This window comes from Paenibacillus sp. 01T422 (assembly GCF_056398785.1).
This window is the reverse complement of record NZ_JBFTQB010001590.1, coordinates 1-527: the sequence shown is the minus strand read 5'-3', so window position 1 is coordinate 527 and position 527 is coordinate 1. Positions and strand designations below refer to the sequence as shown.

The following is a 527-nucleotide window of genomic DNA, read 5'->3' as shown; positions in this document are numbered from 1 at the left end:
GGTTTAGGGGCCTTATACCCAATAAAACACTTGTAAAGTACGAGAGAAAATTGCTTCCGAATGGGGATTCTCCCAAGTTTACAGGTGCTTTTCAATTTCTATTGGAAGAATACCCATCAATAAAGCAAACTATTGATTCTGTTTATCTGAAAAAAGACAAGTATTCCGTTCAAGAACCAGCCGTTCGTATAAAACATCTCCACAAAATATTCCTTGATATTTGCAGAAAGGTGGGATTAACCTCGTCTGATTATCCATTTAATACAGTAACACTTGCCAAACGCTCTTTAGAGCGATATGTCAAAGTGTTAGAACAGCAACATTTTAATGAAATAGCCAAGTGTTACAGTGAAGAATTAATTTCCAATTACAATGGAACCCCTTATGAAAAAATTAATAATCTTGCTCCACTAGAAGTGATGAAACAAAGAGGATCTGTACCACTCGTAATGCCAGTGGACGAGAGAAGCGATGTTGTTTTTCTAGCTTTGCATGCTCAACGCACCGTTCTAGGGAGTGTGAAAGAA

1 pseudogene is annotated in these 527 nt (G+C 37.4%); it reads left to right on the top strand.

The features are described 5' to 3' along the window. Positions 1–50: 50 nt before the first annotated feature. A pseudogene (locus tag AC1DUA_RS40325) lies at positions 51–527 on the top strand (hypothetical protein); the annotation flags it as partial.